The 20,395-nt window shown below is 74.0% G+C and carries 19 protein-coding genes; 11 read left to right on the top strand and 8 right to left on the bottom strand.

What is annotated here, in order from left to right; all coding sequences use genetic code 11:
- Positions 1-73 precede the first annotated feature (73 nt).
- The 4 genes from ACR9ZK_RS05015 to ACR9ZK_RS05000 form a co-directional block, all read right to left on the bottom strand.
- On the bottom strand, positions 74-1,792 hold the full coding sequence (locus ACR9ZK_RS05015; RefSeq protein WP_481340780.1) for a DUF885 domain-containing protein: 1,719 nt from the start codon (positions 1,790-1,792) through the stop codon (positions 74-76).
- Between the two features lie 60 nt (positions 1,793-1,852).
- Positions 1,853-3,475 carry a protein kinase domain-containing protein gene (locus tag ACR9ZK_RS05010; protein WP_481340779.1) on the bottom strand — a complete coding sequence of 541 codons (1,623 nt, stop codon included), beginning with the start codon at positions 3,473-3,475 and terminating at the stop codon, positions 1,853-1,855.
- A gap of 137 nt (positions 3,476-3,612) precedes the next feature.
- Positions 3,613-3,888, bottom strand: coding sequence for an acyl-CoA carboxylase subunit epsilon (locus ACR9ZK_RS05005; RefSeq protein ID WP_481340778.1), 276 nt, complete (start codon positions 3,886-3,888; stop codon positions 3,613-3,615).
- Entirely contained in the window at positions 3,885-5,561 is a 1,677-nt protein-coding gene (locus tag ACR9ZK_RS05000; RefSeq protein WP_481340777.1) for an acyl-CoA carboxylase subunit beta, read from the bottom strand. Before ACR9ZK_RS05000 ends, ACR9ZK_RS05005 begins: the two co-directional genes overlap by 4 nt.
- Before the next feature lie 23 nt (positions 5,562-5,584).
- Between ACR9ZK_RS05000 and ACR9ZK_RS04995 the strand changes: the two genes are divergently transcribed.
- From ACR9ZK_RS04995 to purE, 8 genes are all read left to right on the top strand, one after another.
- Complete coding sequence (locus tag ACR9ZK_RS04995) at positions 5,585-6,496, top strand: biotin--[acetyl-CoA-carboxylase] ligase (protein ID WP_481340776.1); 912 nt, start codon at positions 5,585-5,587, stop codon at positions 6,494-6,496.
- Between the two features lie 28 nt (positions 6,497-6,524).
- A complete protein-coding gene (locus tag ACR9ZK_RS04990; protein WP_481340775.1) occupies positions 6,525-7,757 on the top strand; it encodes an adenylate/guanylate cyclase domain-containing protein in 1,233 nt (410 codons plus the stop codon).
- Positions 7,758-7,863: 106 nt separating this feature from the next.
- Positions 7,864-8,679, top strand: coding sequence for an enoyl-CoA hydratase-related protein (locus tag ACR9ZK_RS04985; protein WP_481340774.1), 816 nt, complete (start codon positions 7,864-7,866; stop codon positions 8,677-8,679).
- A gap of 192 nt (positions 8,680-8,871) precedes the next feature.
- Positions 8,872-9,549, top strand: a complete 678-nt coding sequence (locus ACR9ZK_RS04980; protein ID WP_076259350.1) for a response regulator transcription factor — start codon at positions 8,872-8,874, stop codon at positions 9,547-9,549.
- 1 nt (position 9,550) lies between these two features.
- A complete protein-coding gene (locus tag ACR9ZK_RS04975) occupies positions 9,551-10,579 on the top strand; it encodes a sensor histidine kinase (RefSeq protein ID WP_481340773.1) in 1,029 nt (342 codons plus the stop codon).
- Between the two features lie 40 nt (positions 10,580-10,619).
- Positions 10,620-11,264, top strand: a complete 645-nt coding sequence (locus ACR9ZK_RS04970; RefSeq protein ID WP_481340772.1) for a GtrA family protein — start codon at positions 10,620-10,622, stop codon at positions 11,262-11,264.
- A 25-nt stretch (positions 11,265-11,289) separates the two neighbouring features.
- The gene (locus tag ACR9ZK_RS04965) at positions 11,290-12,480 is read left to right on the top strand and encodes a 5-(carboxyamino)imidazole ribonucleotide synthase (RefSeq protein WP_481340771.1); all 1,191 of its coding nucleotides are present in this window, start codon (positions 11,290-11,292) and stop codon (positions 12,478-12,480) included.
- 55 nt (positions 12,481-12,535) lie between these two features.
- Positions 12,536-13,030 carry a 5-(carboxyamino)imidazole ribonucleotide mutase gene (purE, locus tag ACR9ZK_RS04960; protein WP_481340782.1) on the top strand — a complete coding sequence of 165 codons (495 nt, stop codon included), beginning with the start codon at positions 12,536-12,538 and terminating at the stop codon, positions 13,028-13,030.
- 53 nt (positions 13,031-13,083) lie between these two features.
- On the opposite strand, the gene ACR9ZK_RS04955 is transcribed toward purE, so the two are convergent.
- Complete coding sequence (locus ACR9ZK_RS04955; RefSeq protein WP_481340770.1) at positions 13,084-13,548, bottom strand: CoA-binding protein; 465 nt, start codon at positions 13,546-13,548, stop codon at positions 13,084-13,086.
- Between the two features lie 75 nt (positions 13,549-13,623).
- Between ACR9ZK_RS04955 and ACR9ZK_RS04950 the strand changes: the two genes are divergently transcribed.
- Entirely contained in the window at positions 13,624-14,643 is a 1,020-nt protein-coding gene (locus tag ACR9ZK_RS04950) for an LLM class F420-dependent oxidoreductase (RefSeq protein ID WP_481340769.1), read from the top strand.
- Positions 14,644-14,664: 21 nt separating this feature from the next.
- Here ACR9ZK_RS04950 and ACR9ZK_RS04945 read toward each other — a convergent pair whose 3' ends face one another.
- Genes ACR9ZK_RS04945 through ACR9ZK_RS04935 form a run of 3 tightly spaced genes read right to left on the bottom strand, consistent with a single transcriptional unit; the run spans position 14,665 to position 17,308 of the window.
- Positions 14,665-15,495, bottom strand: a complete 831-nt coding sequence (locus ACR9ZK_RS04945; RefSeq protein ID WP_481340768.1) for an SDR family oxidoreductase — start codon at positions 15,493-15,495, stop codon at positions 14,665-14,667.
- Entirely contained in the window at positions 15,492-16,322 is an 831-nt protein-coding gene (locus tag ACR9ZK_RS04940) for an acylneuraminate cytidylyltransferase family protein (RefSeq protein ID WP_481340767.1), read from the bottom strand. Before ACR9ZK_RS04940 ends, ACR9ZK_RS04945 begins: the two co-directional genes overlap by 4 nt.
- Entirely contained in the window at positions 16,319-17,308 is a 990-nt protein-coding gene (locus ACR9ZK_RS04935; RefSeq protein ID WP_481340766.1) for a Gfo/Idh/MocA family protein, read from the bottom strand. The genes ACR9ZK_RS04940 and ACR9ZK_RS04935 overlap by 4 nt, the downstream gene beginning before the upstream one ends.
- A 44-nt stretch (positions 17,309-17,352) precedes the next feature.
- On the opposite strand from ACR9ZK_RS04935, the gene ACR9ZK_RS04930 reads away from it, so the two are divergent.
- Positions 17,353-18,870 carry a lipopolysaccharide biosynthesis protein gene (locus ACR9ZK_RS04930; protein ID WP_481340765.1) on the top strand — a complete coding sequence of 506 codons (1,518 nt, stop codon included), beginning with the start codon at positions 17,353-17,355 and terminating at the stop codon, positions 18,868-18,870.
- Between the two features lie 103 nt (positions 18,871-18,973).
- Entirely contained in the window at positions 18,974-20,395 is a 1,422-nt protein-coding gene (locus ACR9ZK_RS04925; protein ID WP_481340764.1) for a hypothetical protein, read from the top strand.

Genomic DNA, 20,395 nt, shown 5'->3' with positions numbered 1-20,395 from the left:
TCCGTCGTCGGCAGCGTCAGATGTGTATAAGAGACAGACGAGGGAGCGGCCCGGTGCCGGCGAGCTCGGCCGCTCAGGCCCCGTCCAGCACGGCCTCGCGGAGCGTGTCGAGACCGACGCCGCCGAGGTCGAGCGCGCGGCGGTGGAAGGCCTTGAGGTCGAACGAGTCACCCTCGCGCTCCTTGACCTGGTCGCGCAGCTGCAGCCAGAGGCGCTCGCCGATCTTGTAGCTGGGCGCCTGGCCGGGCCAGCCGAGGTAGCGGTTGAGCTCGAAGCGCAGGATCTTCTCGTCCATGAACCCGTAGCGGGTCAGGTAGGCCCACGCCTTGTCGTAGTCCCAGGCGCCACCGCCGACCTCGTCGGGCGCGTCGAAGCCACAGTGCACGCCGATGTCGATGACGACCCGGGCGGCCCGCAGCGACTGCCCGGCCAGCCAACCCATCCGGTTGCCCGGGTCGTCCATGTAGCCCAGCTCGGCCATGAGGCGCTCGGCGTAGAGGGCCCAGCCCTCGCCGTGGCCGGAGACCCACGACTCGAGCCGACGCCACCGGTTCAGCAGCTCGGAGCGGTAGACCGTCTGCGCGACCTGCAGGTGGTGGCCCGGGACGCCCTCGTGGTAGACGGTCGTCAGCTCGTTCCAGGTGCGGAACTCGGTGTTGCCCTTGGGCACCGACCACCACATCCGGCCCGGTCGGCTGAAGTCGTCGGACGGGCCGGTGTAGTAGATGCCGCCGGTCTGCGTCGGGGCGATCATGCACTCGATGCGCTGCACCGGGCCCGGGATGTCGAAGTGGACGTCCTTGAGGTTCGCGATGACCTCGTCGGCGCGCTCCTGCATCCAGGCCTTGAGGGCGTCGGTGCCGTGCAGGGCGTAGCGGTCGTCGGCGTCGAGGATCTCGACCCCGCGCCGCACGGACGCGCCCGGCTCGAGCCCCTCGGCGATCTGCGTCATCTGGGCGTGCAGGTCTGCGACCTCCTGCTGGCCCCAGCGGTAGGTCTCCTCGAGGTCGACGGTGGCGCCGAGGAAGTAGCGCGACTCCAGCTGGTACCGGTCGCGCCCGCACGCGTCGGCCTCGGGGGCGTGGGGGAGCAGCTCGGCCTCGAGCCAGTCGGCGATCCCCGCGTACGCGTCGGCCGCCGCCCGGGCGTTGGCCTCGAGCAGCTCCCGCTCCTCGTCCGCGAGGGGACGCCCACCCACGGAGGCGCCGGCCACGAAGGTCGCGAAGTACCCGTCGTCGCCCACGAGGTCGCGCGACTGCTCGGCGCACGCGACGACCTGGCGACGCGGCGACACCTGTCCCCGGTCGCGGGCCACGAGCAGGGACTCCTTGTACTGCTCGAGCGCCGTCGGGATGCGCCCCATGCGGACGGCCAGGGTGCGCCACTGCTCCTGCGTGTCGGTGGGCATGAGGTCGAAGACGTCGCGGACCGCCTGCAGCGGCGAGGCGAGGACGTTGAGCGACATCTCGTCCAGGCCGGCCGCGTGGCGCTCCTCGGCCAGGCCGAGGCGCTCCCGCATCGCGGCGACCGTGACGCGGTCGACGTCGTCGGCCGGCGTCGCCGACGCGAGGGCCTCGAGGGTGCGGCGGCGCAGGGCCGACAGGGCGGCGTTGCCGGCCGGGGACAGGTCGTCGAGCTCGTCCTCGCGCCCCGGGACGCCGAGGCTCGTGGCGCTGATCGGGCTCAGCTCGACCATGGCGTCGAAGTAGGTCTCGGCGATGCGGTCGACGTCGGTCTGCGGGCGCGTCGTGGGCGCCGCGGCGGTTGCCGGTGTGGGTGCGGTGTCAGTCACCCGCCGAACGTATCCCACGCCGGTGGCGGTGGGCCCACCCGTTTTCGGCGGGCCCACGCCTCAGTCGGAGCCGTGCCCGTCGGAGACGAAGAGGACGAGCTCGCCGCTGCGTGTCGTCGCCCCGGACCCGGGGTAGGTGCCGACGACGAGGCCCCGGTCGGCATCGGCGGCGAGCTCGACGCGCAGGACCTTGACGCCCTGCTGGTCGACCCATGACTCGACGTCGTCGGCGGGGGCACCGACGAAGCCGTTGGGGACCGTCCACGGCTGCGCGTCCTTGCCCCGGACGCCGCCCTTGCTGACGACGACCGCCACGGTGGAGCCCTGCTGCACCGTCCGGCCGGCACGCGGGAACGTCGCGAGGACCTCGCCCTCGGGCGCCCGCGAACGGACCTCGACGCCCTTCACGGTCAGGCCGAGCTGCTCGAGGGCCGCCCGGGCGAAGCCGGGGTCGCCCCCGACGAGGTCGGCCGGCACCCGCACCTCGTCGCCCTCCTGCCCGTCACCCCGGCCGGTGGTGTCCGCGGGAGCCGGCTCGGTGGTGACCGGTGCGGCGGTCTGGGTCGGCGGGGCGGTGCTCGGGTCCGGCGCGCTCGTCGTCACGACGGCGGGTGCGGGCCGTTTCGTCGACGAGGCCGAGGCCGGGCCCTGGGAGCCGGAGGTGAGCGCGGAGACGACGGCCCCGACGAAGACCGTGGCGAGCACGGCCGCGACCGCGCCCCAGAGGAGCAGAGCCCGACGCCGTCGAGGCGGGTCGGATCGCACGACCCGCGCCGTACTCGCCCCGTCGGTGGTCGGCAGGGCGCGCGTCGCCGCGAGGGCCTCCGAGGCGTCGGCCGGCTGGAGGGCGTCGGTGGGGTCGGCGGCGCGCACGGCGCGGGCCATCGCGTCGGCGTCGGCGTACCGGTCGGCCGGGGACTTGGCCGTGGCCCGGGCGACGACGCGGTCGACGACCGCAGGCAGACCGGGCACGGTGTCGCTCGGCGCCGGCACCGACTCCTCGAGGTGGCGCATGGCGATGGCGACGGGGGAGTCACCGGTGAAGGGCGGCCTGCCCGTGACCATCTGGTAGAGCAGGATGCCGAGCGAGTAGATGTCGGATGCCGGCGTCGCCGCCTCGCCGCGAGCCTGCTCGGGCGGCAGGTACTGGGCCGTGCCGAGCACGGTGCCGACGTCGGTCAGGGCGGTCTGGCCGAGCGCCCGGGCGATGCCGAAGTCGGTGACCTTGACCGCGCCGTCGGGGCCGACGATGACGTTGCCCGGCTTGACGTCGCGGTGCACGACACCCGCCCGGTGCGCCGCGGCGAGCGCCGCGCACACCTGTGCCGTCACCGACAGGGCTGCGTCGGCCGCGAGCGGGCCGCGGTCACGCAGCAGGTGGGCGAGGTCGGAGCCCTCGGCGTACTCCATGACGATGAAGTGCGCGCCGTCCTCGATGCCGTAGTCGTAGACCTGCGCGATGTTCGGGTGGTTGAGCCGCGCCACGACGACGGCCTCGCGACGGAACCGCTCGACCGAGTCCGAGTACTCGGAGACCGCGCGGGACATGACCTTGACCGCGACGCGTCGGCCGAGGCGCTCGTCGACGGCCAGGTGCACCTCACCCATCCCCCCGACCGCGATGAGCTCACGCAGCAGGTAACGGCCTGCGAGGCGGGTGGCGGCGGTGGGGTCGACGGACACGAGGGGACAGCCTAGGCGAGGGTCCCCCGCGGGGCCAACCGAGTTCAGGACGCCGCCGTGACGCGAACGTCGCGCTGGCACAACGGACTCGGCGACACGCCCACTCGGCTCGCCGGGCTTCGCGGGGCGTGTCGGGGTCAGCGCGGGAGGGCGCTGGCGCGCCACCCGTCGCGACGCGCGGAGGCGCCGACGAGGTGCCAGCCCGGGTCGCTCCACGGTGAGCGGCCGCGTGCCGGTTCGGGGTCGCGGGCGTCCCCGAGCGCGGAGAGGACGGCGACGAGGGCGGCGAGCTCCTCGGGGGTCGGGTCGCCGGACAGGATCCGCAGCAGCGGCGGTTGCGGCGGTTGCGGCGTCGCCTCGCCGGTCGGGTGGCCGCCGGCGTCGGGCGTGGTGGGGCTGGTGCGGGTGGTCACAGCGGGATGTTCCCGTGCTTCTTCGGCGGCAGCGTCTCGCGCTTGGTGCGCAGGGCGCGCAGCGCGCGGGTGACGTTCATCCGGGTGTTGGACGGGCTGATGACGGTGTCGATGTAGCCGCGTTCGGCGGCGATGTAGGGGTTGGCCAGGGTCTGCTCGTAGTGCGCGAGGAGCTCGGCGCGGCGGGCCTCGACGTCGCCGCCGGCGGCGGCGGTCGCGGCCAGCTCCTTGCGGTAGAGGATGTTGACGGCGCCCTGGGCGCCCATGACGGCGATCTGGCCGGTGGGCCAGGCGAGGTTGATGTCGGCACCGAGGTGCTTGGAGCCCATGACGTCGTAGGCGCCGCCGTAGGCCTTGCGGGTGATGACGGTGATCTTCGGGACGGTGGCCTCGGCGTAGGCGTAGATGAGCTTGGCGCCGCGGCGGATGATGCCGTCCCACTCCTGGCCGGTGCCGGGCAGGAACCCGGGCACGTCGACGAACGTGAGCACCGGCACGTTGAAGCAGTCGCAGGTGCGCACGAACCGGGCGGCCTTCTCCGAGGCGTCGATGTCCAGGCAGCCGGCCAGCTGCAGCGGCTGGTTGGCCACGATGCCGACCGGCATGCCGTCGATCCGGGCGAAGCCGGTGATGATGTTCGGCGCGAACAGCGGCTGCACCTCCAGGAAGTCCGGCCCGTCCTCGCCGGCGTCGACGACGTGCTCGATGACCTGCTTCATGTCGTAGGGCACGTTGGGGGAGTCGGGGATGCACGTGTCGAGCCACCGGTCGGTGTCGGTGACGGTCAGGTCGGCCTCGCCCTCGCCGTAGGTCGGCGGGGTCTCCAGGTTGTTGCTGGGCAGGTAGGACAGCAGCGCCTTGACGTAGTCGATGGCCTCCTGCTCGTCGGTGCCCATGTGGTGGGCGACGCCGGACTTCGTGTTGTGGGTCCTGGCGCCGCCGAGGTCCTCGAAGCCGACGTCCTCGCCGGTGACGGTCTTGATGACGTCGGGGCCGGTGATGAACATGTGCGAGGTCTGGTCGACCATGACGGTGAAGTCGGTGATCGCCGGGGAGTAGACCGCGCCGCCGGCACACGGGCCCATGACCAGGGAGATCTGCGGGATGACCCCGGAGGCGCGCACGTTGCGGAAGAAGATCTCCCCGTACAGGCCCAGGGACACGACGCCCTCCTGGATCCGGGCGCCGCCGGAGTCGTTGAGGCCGATGACGGGGCAGCCGATCTTCATGGCGAAGTCCATGACCTTGACGATCTTCTCGCCGAAGACCTCGCCGAGGGAGCCGCCGAAGACGGTGAAGTCCTGGGCGAAGACGGCGACCTGGCGCCCGTCGATGGTGCCGTACCCGGTGACGACGCCGTCCCCGTAGGGACGGTTCTTCTCCTGGCCGAAGTTGTTGCTGCGGTGCCGGGCGTACTTGTCCATCTCGATGAAGCTGCCCTCGTCAAGCAGCATCGCGATCCGCTCCCGCGCCGTCTTCTTGCCCCGCGCGTGCTGCTTCTCGACGGCCCGCTCGGACCCGGCGTGCGCGACCTCGGCCACGCGACGCTTCAGGTCGGCCAGCTTGCCCGCCGTCGTCGCGAGGTCCGGCCCGGACGCGGCCTCCGCGGCGCCGTCCGACGACGGGCTGGGGGTCGGCGTGGACGGCTCTGCCAGGGCGTGATCCGTTGCCATGGCGGCACTCTAGCCTTGGAGACGTGCGCAACTCGCTGGAGCCGGAGATCGTCGATGCGGCCTTGGTCACGTCCGGGCAGCCGTGGCGCGGCGTCGAGTTCCACCCGGCCATCGGGTCGACGAACAGCCGCCTGCGCGACCTCCTCACAGGGACGGCCGAAGGCCTCGGCCCGGACGCGTCGCGCCTCGCCTCGAGCGAGGGCGCGCTGTGGTGGGTCGTGCTCACCGACCACCAGACGGGAGGACGCGGCCGGCTCGGACGCGTGTGGCAGGTGCCGGACCGTGCGTCGGTCGCGGTGTCCGCCGCCGTGCCGGTCCGGGATCCCGCGGGCCTGGGCTGGCTGCCGCTGCTCGCCGGTCTCGCCCTCGCCCGGGCGGTGCGGGCGACGACGGAACGGGTGGGCCACGCGCTCACCCCGCGCCTCAAGTGGCCCAACGACGTGCTGCTGGCCGAGGACGACGACCGCAAGGTGAGTGGCATCCTCTGCGAGCTGGTCGACGTGCCGGCCGACCGGGCGAGCGGCCCTGCAGGCGACGCGGCGTCGGCGGGACAGGTGCCGTCCCGAGCGGTCGTCGTGGGCGCCGGGGTCAACGTCGACCAGGACCGCGAGGAGCTGCCCGTCGACACCGCCACCTCCCTGGCCCTGGCCGGAGCACGCGTGCGCCGCGAGGACCTCGTCGTGGCCTACCTGTGCGAGCTGGCCGCCCTGGTCGGTCCCGGGGTCGACGCCGGGCTGGGCGCCGGGGCCGCCCGGGAGGCCTACCGCGAGGCCTGCTCGACGCTGGGGCAGGTGATCCGCGTGCACCTGCCGGTCGGTGACCCTGTCGAGGGCACCGCCGTCGCCGTCGACGACACCGGTGCCCTCGTCGTCGACACGGCGTCGGGACGGCGGGCCTTCGCGGCCGGCGACGTCGTCCACGTGCGGCGGCGGTGACGGGAGGGCCTGCTGGCATGATCGGCGCATGACCGAGCCGGGCGCCGACGCCGCGGACGTCGCGGGAGCCGACGACGCTGCCGCCCCGGACGCCCCGGACGCCCCGGACGCCCCGGACGTCGCGGACGTCGCGGGCGGCATCGGCACGCCCTCCGACCCGGCGGAGCCCGCCCCGGCCGCCGACGCCGCACGCGTCGTTCGTGCCGAGGGCCGGCCGGACGGCGAGGAGCGGGCGACCCGTGACTACACCGAACAGCTGCTCGGCAGACCGCTCGAGCTGCGTCGGCGCGACGTCAGCCGTGCCGCCGAGGTGTCGTTGCTCTCGGCCCGCAGGTTCTGGCACGCGCTCGGGTTCCCCGTCGTCGACACCGACGACGAGCTGTTCACCGAGGCCGACCAGCGGGCCCTCTCGGCCGTAGCGGGCATCGTGCGCGAGGGCCTGCTCGACGAGACGACCGCCCTGGCCATGACCCGGGCCTTCGCGCGCTCGACCGACCGCCTCGCCGGCTGGCAGTCGCAGCTCATCGCCGAGGCGGTCGAGGCCGAGTGGTCGGCGGCCCAGGCGGACGAGCACGACGCCGGGGAGTCCCGCGCGGTGCCCGGCATCCAGACGGCGGAGGAGACGGCCCGGCGGCTCGCCGCGCTGACCGACCGCCTCGAGCCCCTCCTCGTCTACGCGTGGCGCCGGCACCTGTCGGCGACCGTGTCGCGCATGCTCGCCGACGCCGACCCCGAGTCCTACGGCCTGACGAAGATGCGCTCGGTCGGGTTCGCCGACCTCGTCAACTTCACGGCCCTCGTGCGGCGGATGTCCGAGCGCGACCTCGCCCGGCTGGTGTCCCGGTTCGAGGCGCTGTCGGCCGACGTCATCACGGCCCACGGCGGCCGCCTCATCAAGACGGTCGGCGACGAGGTGCTCTTCACGACGGTCGGCGTGGCCCCCGCGGCCGCCATCGCGCTCGACCTCGTCGAGACGATGACCGAGGACGACGTCCTGCCCGACGTCCGCTGCGGCATGGCCCGCGGACCGATCATCTCGCGGCTCGGCGACGTCTTCGGCACGACGGTCAACCGGGCCTCCCGGCTGACGGCCGTGGCACAGGCCGGCACCGTCCTCGTCGACGCGACGCTGGCGCGCGAGCTCGCGGCGATGTCCGGCTTCGAGCTGACCGGGCAGCGTCGACGCATCCTGCGCGGCGTCGGTCCGGTGACGCCGTCGCTCCTGCGCCGCGCGTCCGCCGCCGGACGCCGGACGTCCTGACCGCCCGGCCGTCCCACCTCACCGACGACCCCCACCCGACCACCGACCGTCCACACCGACCATCCGCACCGTCCAGCACCGCCCGCCCGTCGCCAGGAGAGCCGCCGTGACCGACCAGCCCACCCCGCCGCCCCCGCTCGTGCGCGTCGAGCGGTTCGACGAGCCGCGCCTGGCCCACGTCGCCGAGATCGTCCTCGACCGCCCCGCGGCGATGAACGCCGTCTCCACCGACATGGCCCGCGCGATCAGCGCGGCCACCGCCGAGGTGGCCGCGGACGCGTCGGTCCGCTGCGTCGTCCTCACCTCGAGCCACCCCACGGCGTTCTGCGTCGGGGCCGACCTCAAGGAGCGCAACGCCTTCACCGACGCCGACCTCATGGAGCAGCGGCCGGTGGCCCGGGCGGCGTACGGCGGCGTCCTCGGGCTGCCGGTGCCGGCCGTCGCGGCCGTCGACGGGTTCGCGCTCGGGGGCGGCTTCGAGCTCGCGCTCTCGTGCGACGTCATCGTCGCCGGCGCGGGAGCCACCGTGGGCCTGCCGGAGGTCGGTGTCGGCGTCATCCCGGGAGGGGGCGGCACGCAGCTGCTCGTGCGCCGGGTCGGCTGGTCGCGCGCCGCGCGGGCGATCTTCACCGCCGCCCGGCTCGAGGCGGACGAGGCCCTCACGCTCGGTGCCGTCGACGAGGTGGTGGCCGCGGGGACGGCACGGGAGCGGGCCCTCGAGCTGGCGGCCCTCGTGGCCGCCAACTCGCCGGTGGGCCTGCGCAACGCCAAGAAGGCCATGCGCCTGGGTGCCGACGTCGACCTCGCGGCCGGTCTCGAGATCGAGGACGCGTGCTGGCGCGCCACGGCCTTCTCCGGTGACCGGCGCGAGGGCGTGGCGGCGTTCGCCGAGAAGCGGCGCCCGCAGTGGCCGGGACGGTGAGCGCTCCCGGGGCGGCCGGGCCCTCACCGCGCGCCGAGGGCGAGCGCACGTCGTGGTGGTCGCCGCCGCGTCGACGACGCGGGTGCGTGCCGACGGTGCGTGCGAGTGCGAATCGTCCCATTGTCGATAGGCTGCCCACGGCCGGCGCGGACGACACGAGCGGCGGCCCCGAGCGATGTGAGGGACGGTGACATGACGAGAGTGCTCCTGGCGGAGGACGACCCGGCCATCTCGGAACCGCTGGCGCGGGCGCTGCGGCGCGAGGGGTACGACGTCGACGTGCGCGAGGACGGCTCGGCCGCCCTCGACGGCGCCAAGGAGAACCCCGACCTCGTCCTGCTCGACCTCGGCCTGCCGAAGATCGACGGCCTCGAGGTGTGCCGTCGCATCCGCGCCGAGGGCCGCACGATCCCCGTCCTCATCCTCACGGCCCGCGCCGACGAGGTCGACACCGTCGTGGGCCTCGACGCCGGGGCCGACGACTACGTCACCAAGCCCTTCCGGCTCGCCGAGCTGCTCGCCCGCGTCCGGGCCCTGCTGCGGCGCACCCCGACGGAGGTCGTCGCCTCGGGGGAGCTGGTCCGCATCGACTCCGACGGCCGCCGCGCCTGGTTCAAGGGCCAGGAGCTGCAGCTGACCGCCAAGGAGTTCGACCTGCTTCGGGTGCTCGTGCGTGAGCAGGGCAAGGTCGTCTCCCGCGAGCAGCTGATGCGCGAGATCTGGGACACCGCGTGGTTCGGGTCCACCAAGACCCTCGACATGCACATCTCGGTCCTGCGCCGCAAGCTCGGTGACGACGCCACGTCGCCGCAGTACATCGCGACGGTCCGTGGCGTGGGCTTCCGCTTCGAGCGTCCCCAGGCGGAGTGAGATGAGGCGCCTGCTCGACCGGATGACGTTCGTGGTCGTGGGGGTCACGGCCGGGCTGTGCCTCGTCCTGGCCACCGGCGTCCTCTGGTGGGTCCTGACCCAGCAGCGCGACGAGGTGGGCGCGTGGCTCGACCCCGACCCGCTCGTCGGCCTCGGCTGGTTCGCCGCCGCGATGGCCGGGGTTGCGGCCGTCGCCGCCGGCGTGGGGTTCCTCGCGACCCGGGCCTGGCGCCAGCGCGTCGAGGGGGCGTCACAGGAGCTGCTCCACCTCGCGGCACGCTTCGCCAACGGCGAGGCCCGGCTGACGCCGGTCCACTCCGGCATCGCCGAGATCGACGAGGTGTCCGGCGTCATGACGCGCCGGGCCCACGACATGACCAAGACGCTGGCGGCCGAGCGTGACTTCGCAGCCGACGCCTCGCACCAGCTGCGCACGCCGTTGACCGCCCTGCTCATGCGCCTCGAGGAGATCTCCGAGACCGACGACGCCGAGGTGGTCAAGGAGGAGGCGAACATCGCGATCGCCCAGGTCGAGCGGCTGACGCGCGTCGTCGACGACCTGCTGGGGCGGGCCCGCGGGTCCGGTGGTCCCTCGCCGGCGGTCTCCCTCGACTCGGTCATCGCCGCGCTCCAGCGCGAGTGGCAGCCCGCCTTCGAGCAGGCGCGACGGTCCGTGCGCGTCCGTGGCGAGCGCGGCCTCTTCGTCCGGTCGACGCCGGTGGCGCTGTCCCAGATCCTCTCGACGCTGCTCGAGAACTCCCTCGTGCACGGCCGTGGCACGGTCGACATCCACGCGCGCCGGTCCGGCCCGTCGGTCATCGTCGAGGTCAGCGACCAGGGCGACGGCGTGCCCGCGGCGATGGCGCCGCACATCTTCGAGCGCTCGGTCAGCAGCGGGGCGGGGGGCAGCACCGGCCTGGGCCTCGCCCTGGCACGTGACCTCGCCGAGTCCAACGGCGGCCGCCTCGACCTCGTCCAGGCCCAGCCGGCCCGGTTCGCCCTGTTCCTGTCCGAGGCCGAGACCGACTGAACCGCCGGGTGCTGCCCGGGGGCAGGGGTAGGGTGCGCCCGTGAGGCGCGTGCACCACTACCTGTTCGTGCGCCACCGCCACAACTGGGTGCTGCTCTTCCGGTTCGGGGCCGTGGGTGCTTCCGGCGTGCTCGTCAACATGGTCACCCTCATCCTCGTCAAGAAGCTCGGCCCCGACGAGCACCTGGCCCTGCTCGCCCTCGCCGGCACCGAGTACCACGTGCGCTGGTACCACGTGTACTCGACCGTCGCGTTCCTCGTCGCCAACCTCTGGAACTTCCAGCTCAACCGCTCGTGGACGTTCCGGACGAGCCGGCACGCCCGGTGGCTGCGGGAGTACCTGCCGTTCCTCGCCGTCGGTCTGCTCGCCCAGGTGGTGGGCCTCGTCCTGCTGACCCTGCTCATGCACCCGAGCTCGGCGCTGCACCTGCCGCAGTCGGTCTTCGACAACTCGACGGGCTTCCGCACCCGCCTCTACTGGGCCCAGCTCATCGTCATCGCGGTGACGACGCCGGTGTCCTTCGTGCTCAACAAGCTGTGGACCTTCGCCGCGGTGCGGACGCACCACCCCGACCTCGCCGACCCGCGCCACGCGGAGGCGGTGCTCGCCGAGCCGGACGGCCTGACCGCACACCCGGCGGGGGTGGCACCGGCGGCGTCGGGTGGACCGGACGTCCGGGCCTGAGGCCGCGCGGCTACGCTTGGGCGCCGTGAGCCAGCCCAAGCGCGCCCCCGGAGGATTCCCCGTCGTCGGCGTCGTCGGCGGCGGCCAGCTGGCCCGGATGATGCAGGGACCGGCCGTCGAGCTCGGCATCCAGCTGTCCGTCCTCGCCGAGAGCGACACCGCGGCCGCGGCCCTCGTCGTGCCGAGCGCCCCCGTCGGGGCGCACACCGACGTCGAGGCGATCCGCGCCTTCGCGGCCGCGTGCGACGTCGTCACCTTCGACCACGAGCACGTGCCCCAGGAGGTCCTCGCCGAGCTCGAGGCCGAGGGCGTCGTGCTCCACCCCACGCCCTCGGCGCTGCGGTTCGCCCAGGACAAGCTGGCGATGCGCGAACGGCTCGAGGCCCTCGGCGTCGCCTGCCCGCGCTGGCGTGCGGCCCGGACCGCGGCGGACGTCGAGGCCTTCGCGGCCGAGGTCGGGTGGCCGGTCGTCGCCAAGACGCCGCGCGGCGGCTACGACGGCAAGGGGGTCGTCGTGGCGCGGTCCGTCGCCGACCTCGCCGACTGGCTCACCCGCGTCGGTGAGCCCGGCGCCCTCGCGGACGGGCTGCTCCTCGAGGAGAAGGTCGACTTCACCCGCGAGATCGCCGTCCTCGTGGCACGCAGCCCCTCCGGCCAGGCGGCGGCGTGGCCCGTCGTCGAGACCGTCCAGACCGACGGCATCTGCACCGAGGTCCTCGCACCCGCTCCGCACCTCGACGCCGACCTCGCCTCGACCGCCACCGAGGCAGCCCTGCGCATCGCCGGGGAGCTCGGCGTGACGGGCGTGCTCGCCGTCGAGATGTTCGAGGTCGAGCGCGACGGCCGGCCGACGTACGTCGTCAACGAGCTGGCGATGCGCCCCCACAACAGCGGCCACTGGTCGATGGACGGCGCCGTCACCGGGCAGTTCGAGCAGCACCTGCGCGCGGTGCTCGACCTGCCCCTCGGCGACCCGCGCCCACGCGCACCGTGGACCGTCATGGCCAACGTCCTCGGCGGCGACTACGAGCAGCTCTACCCCGCCTACCGGCACGTCATGGCCCGCGACCCGGGGGTCAAGGTCCACCTCTACGGCAAGGGCGTGCGCCCGGGCCGCAAGATCGGCCACGTCAACGTCAGCTCGACCGACCTCGCCGAGGCCCGCGGGCGGGCCGGCCACGCCGCGGACTACCTGCGCGGCACCGTCACGGAATGAGGACCACGTGAGCGACCAGACCCCTGAGCCACAGCGGCCCGTCGTCGGCATCGTCATGGGCAGCGACAGCGACTGGCCCGTGATGCGCGAGGCCGCGCGGGCCCTGCAGGAGTTCGACATCCCCTTCGAGGCCGATGTCGTGTCCGCGCACCGGATGCCCGACGAGATGATCGCGTACGGGCACGACGCCGCCGGCCGCGGCCTGCGCGTCGTCATCGCCGGTGCCGGCGGTGCGGCTCACCTGCCCGGGATGCTCGCGTCGGTGACCCCGCTGCCGGTCGTCGGCGTCCCGGTGCCCCTGAAGTACCTCGACGGCATGGACTCGCTGCTGTCGATCGTGCAGATGCCCGCCGGTGTGCCCGTCGCCACCGTGTCGGTCGGTGGCGCGCGCAACGCCGGCCTCCTCGCGGCGCGGATCGTCGCGTCCGGCTCGGACGAGCTGGCTGTCGACGTCCGCGAGCGGATGCTCGCCTTCCAGGAGGACCTGCGGGACCAGGCCCACGCCAAGGGCGCGAAGCTGCGCGACGAGGTCGCACGCGGCCTCGACTGAGCCGAGCGAGCCGACCGGCTCGGCCGGGCCGACGGGACGGGTGTCGCGCGTCGTCAGCCGGTGACGGCGTCGGCACCGTCACCGGGCTGGATGCGCGGGTACTCGATCTTCGGGCAGGTGTCCATGACGACGGCCAGGCCGGCCGCCTCCGCCCGGGCTGCGGCCTCCTCGTCGACGACACCGAGCTGCAGCCACAGCGCCTCGATGCCGAGTCGCTCCCGCTGGGCGACCGCCTCGTCGACGAGCGCGCCGACGTGGTCGCTGTTGACGAAGAAGTCGACGACCCGGACGACGGTGCCGTCGGGGACGTCGGCGAGCGCGGCGTAGCCGGTGGCGCCGTGCACCGTGGCCGCAGACGGGTGGACCGGGACGAGGTGCATGCCGAGCTCGCGCTGGAGCCACAGCGAGACGCGGTGGGCGGTGCGGTCCGGGTTGTCGCCGAGCCCCACGACGGCCCAGGTCGCCGGCGTGACCAGCAGGTCGCGGATGACGTCGGGATCGTTGCGGTGCGGGGCCATGCGCCCCATCCTCACACGCAGCAGGCGCCGGAGGACCGCCGGTCCCCGGGCGGTCCGTCGTGGTTGGATGGGCGGATGCGATTCGGAATGTTCGTCCCCCAGGGTTGGCGCATGGATCTGGTCGGCATCGAGCCGGCCCAGCAGTGGGAGGCGATGGTCAACCTCGCCAAGCACGCCGACGACGGAGCCGTCTTCGAGTCGATCTGGGTGTACGACCACTTCCACACCGTGCCGCAGCCGTCCGGCGAGGCGACGCACGAGGCCTGGACGCTGATGGCGGCGTTCGCGGCAGCGACCGACCGCGTCCGGCTCGGCCAGATGTGCACGTGCATGGCCTACCGCAACCCCGCCTACCTGGCGAAGGTCGCGGCGACGGTCGACGTCATCTCGGGCGGGCGGACCGAGATGGGCATCGGCGGCGGCTGGTACGAGCACGAGTGGCGCGCCTACGGCTACGGGTTCCCCAAGGCCGGTGACCGGCTCGGTGCGCTTCGCGAGGGCGTCCAGGTCTTCCGAGACATGTGGACCACCGGGTCGGCCACGCTCGACGGGACGTACTACCAGGTGGACGGCGCCCTCTGCGCGCCCCGGCCGCTGCAGGGCACGAGCCACCCGGGCAGCGAGCGCAACGGCATCCCGATGTGGATCGCCGGCGGCGGGGAGAAGGTCACCCTGAGGATCGCCGCGCAGTACGCCGACTACACGAACTTCTTCGACGACCCCGAGACCTTCGACCGCAAGAGCGCGATCCTCGCCGACCACTGCAAGGACCTCGGTCGCGACTTCGACTCCATCGTGCGTTCGGGCAACTTCAACGTCGTCATCGGCGAGACCGAGGCCGACGTCGAGGACCGCCTCGCGTTCAACGGCGAGCTGCTGCGCAAGGGTGGCGTGCCGGACGCCAAGGTCGAGGAGCACGTCGCGGCGCTGCGACGGCAGCCGGCCGTCGGCACGCCGGAGCAGGTCGTCGAGGTGCTCAAGGACATGCAGTCGCGGGGGATGACCTACGCGATCACCTACTTCGGCGAGGCCGCCTACGACCGCTCCGGCATCGAGCTGTTCGAGGAGAAGGTCGCCTCCGAGCTCAAGGGCTGAGGTGTCGGCGGGCTGCGCGGCCTACCAGGCCGTCCAGCCGCCGTCCACGGCGACGACCTGCCCGGTGACGTACGCCGACGCGTCCGACGCGAGCCACGTGACGACGCCGCGGAAGTCGTCCTCGGTGCCCATCCGCCCCAGCGGCGTCAGCCGTTCGTAGCGCTCGACGAAGGCGTCGTCCTGCCCGCGCGCGATGCCGCCCGGGGCGAAGGCGTTGACCCGCACCTCCGGTGCGAGCACCGTGGACAGGTAGCGGGTCAGCTGCGCGAGGCCGCCCTTGCTGGCGGCGTAGGCCGCTGGGTTGCCCATGCGCGTGCCCTCGTAGAGCCCCATGTTGGGTCCGACGAGCCCGTAGATGCTCGAGACGTTGACGACGCTGCCGCGGCCGGTCGCACGCAGCAGGGGCGCGAGGCGGCGGGTCAGCGAGAACGGCGCCGTGAGGTTGAGGGCGAGGGCCATCGTGAACGCCTCGTCGGTCTGCTCCTCGAACGGCACGGCGTAGCCCGGCACGCCGGAGGTGCCGGTGAAGGCCGCGTTGTGGACGAGCACGTCACAGGCGCCGAGTGCGGTCACGGCGGCGACGACGTCCGAGAGCCCGTCGGGGTCGAGGAGGTTCGCGCCGAGCGGGACGTGGTCCGAGCCGGGCAGGGCCGTGGCGGCCTCGGCGCACGCCGACGCGTCGAGGTCGACGACGACGACCCGAGCCCCGGCCGCCGCCAGGGCGTCGGACAGCACCCGGCCGAGGGGGCCGGCTCCGCCGGTGACGACGGCGGTCCGTCCGGTCAGGTCGGTGAGGTCGGTGGGGCCGGTCGTGCGGTTGCTCGTGGCGTCGCTCGGACGGTCGGTCGTCATCGGGCGTCCTCCGTGCTCGGCTCGTCCGTGGCGTCGAGCCACGGCAGGGTGACGAGGCCGGCGCCCACGAGGGCCTCGATGAGCTGGAACTCGTACTCGTCGTCGATCGAGAACGCCTGCGCCTCGGGGATCTCGAGGCCGGCATGGGTGCCCTCGTCGAACCACGACGCCTCGAGCCGGCGGACAAAGGCGGCCCGCCACAGGTAGAAGTTGCCGTTGATCCGCAGGAACCGGGCGGCGTCCTGACGGCGGGTGATGCCGGTCCCGGCGTCGAGGAACCGGGTCAGGGGACCGTCGGGTCGGGTGGCGTCGGCCGGGCGGACGCCGACCCACACCGGGTTGAACGTCGGCTCGGAGACGCTGACCACCCCGTCGAGGCCGGGGTCGGTGGCCAGGCGGCGTGTCGCCTCGGCGAGCTGTGCGGGCACGCGGCACGGACTCGTCGGGTCGAGCAGCAGGACGGCGTCGTAGGGCCGTCCCTCGTCGGCCTCGACCCACTCGAGCGCGTGCCGCACGACGGGTGCCATGGGGGCGTCGTCGCCGGCGAGGTGTGCCGGGCGCAGGAAGGGAGCCTCGCCGCCGTGAGCCCGCGCGACCTCGGCGATCTGCTCCGAGTCGGTCGTCACGACGCACCGGGTCACCTCGGGCGTGACCGCGGCGGCGCGCACCGAGTGCGCGATGAGCGGAAGACCGGCGAGTGGCCGGATGTTCTTGCCCGGCAGGCCCTTCGAGCCGCCGCGAGCCGGGATGACCGCCAGGATGCGGGACCCGCTCGGCGGTGTCGGGGGTGGTGTCGTCGGCGGTGTCGTCGGCGGGGTCGTCGTCACGAGAGCTCCCTCGCTCGGTCGCAGAGGTCCAGCGTGGCCAGCCCCTCCGCGAGGGTGGCGGGCGCGCCCGCACGGTGACGCGTCGACGCGTCGGCGGCCGGGGCCAGCTCGAGGGCGGCGCGGGCCTGGGTGGCCATCGTCGCGTCGCGGTCCCGGTCGGCCGTGAAGGTGCGGCGCGTCACCGAGCCGTCGGCCGCGGTGTGACGCACCGTCGCGGAGGGCAGGTCCCACTCCAGGCACCCGTCGGGTCCCCGCAGCACGAGGCCGCGGGTCGCCGGGCGCGTCACGTAGTCGAGGCGGCAGGTCACGGTCGCCCTCCCGGCCGACCACAGCAGCGTCGCCGCCTGCTCGGCCTCGATGTCGAGGGGTCCGTCGTGCTCGAGCCGGGCGCCGACCAGAACCGGGGGACCGAGGAGCACGGTGAGGTAGTCCAGCTCGTGCACGAGGTCGCGCAGGACGCCGCCCTCGCCGGCGCGGGCGGAGTAGGACTGCCGGTGGTCCCGCTCGGGACGCCAGTCGGGCAGCCACGACTGCGACCAGGCGTGCGCCGACACGACCCCGCCGGGCGTGCACTCGACGACGGAGCCGGTGGAGGCGAGGACGTGGCGGAACGCCTCGTGGGCGCGCAGGGGAGCGGCGACCCACACGTCACCGGCGCGGGGATGCCCGGCGAGCGCCTCCGCGGCGGACCGCGTCGGGGCCACGGGCTTCTCGAGGAGGACGCGACGCGCACCGGCGTCGAGGGCGGCCACGGTGTCGGGGACGTGCCGCCCGGTGTCGGTCGCCACCACGACGAGGTCCGCCCCGCCGAGCGCGTCCGCGCCTGACGCGTCGTCGAGGAGACGGACGCCGGGCAGGTCGGGATCGGTGGCGCTGCCGCGCGGCCGGACCGGCCACAGCGAGACGGTGCACCCGATGCCCGCGAGGACGCGGGCGTGACGGCGCCCGATCGACCCGGCCCCTCGCACGACGACGACCGCGCTCACGTCGCGCTCACCCGGTCCTCCTTCGCCCTAGTAGGTTTCCCATCGTGGCAGACGACCGCGAGTCCCCGGCGACCGACACCGAGCCGCCCGAGCCCGCGCCCGCGTCCGTGCCGGGTGCAGCCGGTGCCCCGGCCGCAGTCGGTGCCACGGGTGCAGCCGCTGCGACGGGTGCGACGGGCGTCTCGCTCGGCGCCCACTCGGTCATCTACCTCGTCGGCACCGCCCTGCAGGGCCTGGGGGTCCTGCTCGTCCTGCCGTTCGCGACCCGGGTCCTCGGCCGGACCGAGTTCGGTCTGGTGGCCACGGGGCTGGTCGTCGTGCAGATGGTCGGCACCATCGCGGCCGCGGGGCTCCCGCAGGTCATCCTGCGCGAGCACCACCGCGGCGCCGAGGGGCCGAGGGTGGCGCGCGCCCTGGCCGGGACGATGGTCCTGCTCGCGCTCGGGCTCGGTGTCGTCGGCCTCGTCGTGGCCCTCGTGCTGTCGGCGGTGGGCCACGGTGACCTCACCGTGTGGCTGCCGCTCGTCGTCGCGTCCGTGGGGCTGACCACGGTGGTCTCCGGTCAGACCCTCATGCGGGCTCGCTTGCGGCCGTGGGGTTTTCTCGCGCTGGCGGTCGTGGCGACGGTCGGGGCGCAGGCGGCCGGGGTGCTCGCCGCTCGCGCCGAGCCGACCGCGGGTCGCTACCTCGTCGGCTACGCGGCGGTCGTCGTGCTCGCCGCCGTCCTCGCCCTCGTCGTCGGACGTCCGTTGCCGCCGACGGTCGAGCGGGCCCGTGTCCGGGCCGGCATCCGGCTCGCGGCGCCCCTGCTGCCGCAGGCCGTCGCGATGCTCGGGCTGCTGTCCGGCGACGTGCTGCTCACCGGCTGGCTCGTGGGCGCCGGCGCGGCCGGCGAGTACCAGGTGGCCCTGCAGCTGGGGAACATGCCCTTCGTCCTCGCCGTCGCGCTCTTCAACGCCTGGGGCCCGCTCGTCCTGTCGCGCCCGCTCGAGGACCGCTGGGCCTGGACCGCCCGCACCGGCACGGCCCTGACCACCGTCGTCGGTGCGGGGGCCGCCGGCGTCGCGCTCCTCGGTCCGTGGCTCGTCGCGCTCATGACCGACCAGACCTTCGACCGGGCCGGCATCGTCGCGGCCCTCGGCGTCGTGTCGACGGTGGCCGTGGCGTACATGGTCTACCAGGGTGCCTCGCTCGCCGTGCTCGACGCCGAGCGCACGGGGCGGCTCGCCTGGGCGGCGCTGGCGGCGCTCGGCGTCCTCGTCGTGTCGGCGTGGCTGCTGGCCGCGGTGGCCGGCCTCGGCCTCGTCGGCGTCGCGATCGCGAAGGCGCTGGCGTACGTCGCGCTCGTGGGCGCGACGACGTGGTTCGCCGTGCGGCACTCGCCCCTGAGGTGGCCCGGTCGGTTGCCCGCAGTGGCGCTGGCCTCGTTCGCGCTCGCGCTCGTCGGGGCCGCGCTGCCGGGCGACGGTGCGGGCGCGTGGGTGCGCGCCGCCCTCGCGGTCGCCGTCGCCGGCGGCGCCCTCGCCCTCGCGCCGGGCGTCCTCCGGAGCCTGCGCGGATAGGATGAGGCGCCCGCCGGGCGGCGCTTACCACGCCCCACCCGCTCGACCTTCCGCCCGACCTTCCGCTCGACCTTCCGCTCGACCTTTGAGGAGAGACGCTTTCGTGGTGACACCCCTCGTCCACATGGGACTGGGCTACGACGACCTCCTCGTTCCGGCGCTCGTCCACGCCGGCTTCGAGACCAAGGACCTCGTCCTCGTCGTGCGCACCGACGCCAACCTGGCATGGGTACGCCGCCACGCGCCCCGGGCCACCGTCGTGCGTCTGCCCTACGCCCGGGCGCGCAGGGCGAACGTCGTCAGCGGGCTGGCCCCGCACGCCGCCCTGAAGCGCGCCTGCGCCGGCGTGGGCCTGGACCCGCTCGACCTGCTCGTGTCCGAGCGGGCCCTGCGTCGCAACCGGGTCGACACCGCGATGAACTTCCTCAACCTCGCCGCCGAGGAGCTCGAGGCCGTCATCGCCGACCGCGGGCCGATGCTCGCGCTCGTCGAGTTCACCGTCACCTCCGAGCTGCTCACGGCCGGGCTCGTGACCCACCACGGGGGTCTCGCGACGTGGCCGCGCGGCATCCGCCTGCCCTCCGACCGGTTCGGCCTCATCGGCGCCCCCAAGGGAATCACCTTGTGGGAGAGGCAGGTCGAGGATTCCTCCGCCGTCGAGGCGGGCGAGCGGTTCATCTCCGACTGGAGGACCGAGCACGGCCGTCCCATGGGCTACGCCCGCAACCTCAAGGTCGAGACCGGCGGCGAGATCTGGCGTCTGGCCACCGACCGCGTCCGCGAGTTCGCGGTCGACCGCGGCGCGAACCTCCAGCTTCCTCGGCCCAGCGACTACGCGCGGCTGCCGTGGCTCAACCCGGTCAAGGCACGGCTCAACCTGCGCGAGTACCAGTCCCGGCGGTGGGACCCGGTGCCCGAGCGGTTCGTCTTCCTGCCCCTGCAGGTGCAGCCCGAGTCCAGTGCCGACGTCATGGGCCAGGAGTGGCGTGACCAGGCGTACACGGCCCGAGTCCTCGCCGACGCCCTCGCACCTCTCGACATCGGCGTCGCCGTCAAGGAGCACGCCCACTTCATGTGGCGACGCGACCCCGACTACTGGCCGCAGTTCGACATCCACCCGAACATCGCGACCATCGACCCGTTCGCCGACTCGCGCGACCTCATGAAGCGCGCCGTGTTCACGACGACGGCCACGGGGACCGTCGGTCTCGAGGCCGGGCTGCTCGGCCTGCCCGTCGTGTCGGGTGCACGGATGCCCTGGAGCGCGCTCGGCAACGTCGCCACCCTCGCCAGTCCCGACGACCTGCCGCAGTTCGTCGAGGACCGCGGATGGGAGTCGCTGGGCGCCGAGCAGCGAGACATCGACGACTGGTTCGTCCACTCGTACGTGCGCAACTCGTGGGAGGGCCTCGTGCTCGACCCCCCTCGCGTGCCGGCCGTCCTCGAGCCGGAGAACATCCGCAAGGTCGGCGGTGCCCTCGCCGAGGCGGCGACCTCGCTCGGCCACGTGCGGCAGGGGGCCTGA

The organism is Monashia sp. HAY1-5C (genome assembly GCF_056755255.1).
The sequence above is the reverse complement of the archived record's forward strand: the minus strand, read 5'-3'. Positions and strand labels throughout refer to the sequence as shown.

Excerpts from the sequence above, each read along its gene's own strand:
- ACR9ZK_RS05000 (WP_481340777.1), bottom strand. The coding sequence starts at position 5,561 with ATGGCAACGGATCACGCCCTGGCAGAGCCGTCCACGCCGACCCCCAGC.
- ACR9ZK_RS04990 (WP_481340775.1), top strand. The coding sequence starts at position 6,525 with ATGACCGAGCCGGGCGCCGACGCCGCGGACGTCGCGGGAGCCGACGAC.
- ACR9ZK_RS04980 (WP_076259350.1), top strand. The coding sequence starts at position 8,872 with ATGACGAGAGTGCTCCTGGCGGAGGACGACCCGGCCATCTCGGAACCG.
- ACR9ZK_RS04975 (WP_481340773.1), top strand. The coding sequence starts at position 9,551 with ATGAGGCGCCTGCTCGACCGGATGACGTTCGTGGTCGTGGGGGTCACG.
- purE (WP_481340782.1), top strand. The coding sequence starts at position 12,536 with ATGGGCAGCGACAGCGACTGGCCCGTGATGCGCGAGGCCGCGCGGGCC.
- ACR9ZK_RS04955 (WP_481340770.1), bottom strand. The coding sequence starts at position 13,548 with ATGGCCCCGCACCGCAACGATCCCGACGTCATCCGCGACCTGCTGGTC.
- ACR9ZK_RS04950 (WP_481340769.1), top strand. The coding sequence starts at position 13,624 with ATGCGATTCGGAATGTTCGTCCCCCAGGGTTGGCGCATGGATCTGGTC.
- ACR9ZK_RS04945 (WP_481340768.1), bottom strand. The coding sequence starts at position 15,495 with ATGACGACCGACCGTCCGAGCGACGCCACGAGCAACCGCACGACCGGC.